3 protein-coding genes are annotated in these 2,847 nt (G+C 26.8%); all 3 read left to right on the forward strand.

Features of this window, described 5'->3' with window-relative positions; all coding sequences use genetic code 11:
* Positions 1-790 precede the first annotated feature (790 nt).
* The 3 genes from KPL38_RS18860 (at position 791) to KPL38_RS18870 (ending at position 2,687) form a co-directional block, all read left to right on the forward strand.
* On the forward strand, positions 791-1,042 hold the full coding sequence (locus KPL38_RS18860) for a hypothetical protein (protein WP_216290677.1): 252 nt from the start codon (positions 791-793) through the stop codon (positions 1,040-1,042).
* Positions 1,043-1,411: 369 nt separating this feature from the next.
* Complete coding sequence (locus KPL38_RS18865; protein WP_216290678.1) at positions 1,412-2,044, forward strand: DUF4352 domain-containing protein; 633 nt, start codon at positions 1,412-1,414, stop codon at positions 2,042-2,044.
* A gap of 421 nt (positions 2,045-2,465) precedes the next feature.
* On the forward strand, positions 2,466-2,687 hold the full coding sequence (locus KPL38_RS18870; protein WP_216290679.1) for a hypothetical protein: 222 nt from the start codon (positions 2,466-2,468) through the stop codon (positions 2,685-2,687).
* Positions 2,688-2,847: the final 160 nt, after the last annotated feature.

The following is a 2,847-nucleotide window of genomic DNA, read 5'->3' on the forward strand; positions in this document are numbered from 1 at the left end:
AAAGTCTGGTTAAATTATTTTGTAGATTGGATAAATGAATGTGCAGTTTAGTTATTTGAATGGATAAATTAATTTGTAAATGTTAGGATAAGATAAAGTGTAAATCAACATATACAAAAATTATTAAATAATAAAATATTATAATATAAATGAAGGTTAGTACAAATAAGCTTTGTGACCTATTATGTTACTAATGTAACTCAATAGAGAAAATAATATATGCATTTTTCATTAGACTAGGATACAAGCCTAGTCTTTTTTTAGTTTATAAAGTTAGTAATTAGTATTTGTAAGAAAAAACTATATTACATAGTTGTATATTGTTTTTTTCATTTTAATAGTATGTGTTTTAAACAAAACTCATAGTTATATGATATTTTATTGAAAGTTCATTAATTATTAGAACGTTTTTACTATCCCAGTAATTTTTTTGATGAATTTAATTAAAGCTAATTAGAAGGCGTAACAAATATTGTCATTCAAATTATTAATATTACCTAGTTATAACTAAAGTGGCTGAGAACGAAAATATGCAAGCCTGATTACTACTGTAGGCTGTTGGTATTAAAACATATAATAGTTCATTATATATCAGCAAATTAAATACTTCTATTACATTAGCACAAGAGGTATAAAAAGAGAATAAGCTGATAACAAAAGTAATAAAGAATTTTACAACTAAGAAAAGTTGGAAGTTTGGTAATAATCATGAAGACATATAAATAATTATATAAAATAAAGGTGATTTCTTTATTATGTAGAAATATGTAATCAGCAGAGGTGATTATCAATGAGAGCATTTCAAGTATATATAAATGATGAAATAGTAAAAAAATATCAAATCCCATTTTGTGCTGTAATTGTTAAAGAACAAGATATGTTAAGTGCAAGAGAAAGCATTGAAACGTACCTAAAGGATACTTATAATATTCAAGATTATGAAAATGTAGATTTGTGTCCAATGGGAGAATTAATTGAATATGATGAAACAAAAGTTACAAGCAAAGAATTAGCAAGTAAATATGATAAAATAAATTATTAGAAAGAGCATCGAAAATTCATTAATATTTATTTTAACAAACGAAAAAACAGTGGGAAATCCAAATGTTAGTGGTATAAATAAAGTTATTTTTAAGAATAAAAATCTTGAAAATGGCTTTATTTATTTTATATAAACAAATAAATGATAGCATATAAATTGCATCTCTTTTTCTATATTATATTCAGAGGGGGGACTGTGATGGAACAAGCAGTTAAAAGCTTAGAAGTTATATTATGCCACATCTAAGCTACAGGCTTAAAGCATACGTAAGGATTGTATATTTATATAGGGCTTTTAATTGAAATGCATTAAAATATTTAAATAAGGCTATAATTCTAATAAATAGAATTATAAAGGAGAAATATAGAAATGAGGAAGGAAACTAGTAAACTTACGAATTGCAATGCATGTCAGAAAGAGATATCAAAAAGTGTAAAGAAATGTCCTAGTTGTGGTCATGATCAAAGGAACTTCTTGACGAGGCATAAAATACTAACAGTAGTATTAGTAGCAATCGTAATCATTGGTAGCACAGGGAACAGTAAAATGACACCAGTTGCAAATACTAATGCTAGTGTTGTCACATCATCACAAGTAGAAAAAGCCACGGTACAAAAGGCCATTTATGGAATTAATGAAACTGTTAAATCAAATCATACAACAGTAACGGTTACTAACGTTAAGAAAGCAAATGGTGGTGATTATGACAAGCCAAAATCAGGGATGGAGTTTGTTGTGGTAACAGTTTTAATTAAAAATATTGGAACTGGTGAAATAATTTATAACCCTTTTAATTTTAAAATGCAAAACAGTAAAGGAGAAACAACAGATGAAGCAATTACATCTATAGATAGTGATACTCAATTACCAAGTTCTAGTTTGGCTTCTATGAGAGAAATTACTGGAACGTTAGTTTTTGAGCAACCTATACATGATACTGATTTAGTTTTAATATATAGAGGAAGTTTATTAAGCAACAATATTCAATTCAAATTGAATTAAATATTACATAAGGATACCTTAATTCGTAGTATTATGCACACTGTTAAATTTTTTTTTATAGTATTATCTTAACATCCTTTTTACTAATGAATAGAGAGATAGCGGTATAAGCAATTACATCTAAGCTAATTACTAATTCAGTAGCTAAAGTAATAGTAAAAGTGTCAGCAAGTGTAAATAATAAGATAAAAAGTGAGACTTGATATAACAATATTCAACAACGGTACTGAAGTTAATAAATCAAACATAAAATATAATGAGTTTAATAGAATTATACGTTCAATTCATTTTGTTAATATGGCGAGAAGCCAATCCTTAATGCTATTAAAGATTACAGTTATATGACTATACCGTAAAACAGTTACAAATAAAGGAAATTGTTTTTCCATGAAGAATATTACTATATAAGGAAGTGATATAAATGGCAAAAGCAGTAATAACACTAAAAGACAATAAAACTCATACTATTTCATTAGAGAACAATCTTAGAGTATCTTATGAAGGTTTGACTGCGACAATAGAAAATTGTCTTGAACTTGGGACAGGCAAACTTTCCGGGAATACAGGAACAGGATCATGCACTCAAAGTGGTAAACTGTGTTTTAGTAATGATCAGATAAAATCCATTAATATCATATTTTAATACATCTGATTTTATGGCATATACAGTAAAAAAGAGGACTTTTATTAGCCCTTTTTTTATTATATAGGAAACAGCTTGCGGAAACCGCTGTGGATAACATTTTAGATAACATTTTAGATGAAAATTAGGTGGAAAATTCAAGAGAAATATGAGATGATTA

Origin of the sequence: Clostridium psychrophilum (genome assembly GCF_018861705.1) — a bacterium.
GTDB lineage: Bacteria > Bacillota > Clostridia > Clostridiales > Clostridiaceae > Clostridium_AD > Clostridium_AD psychrophilum.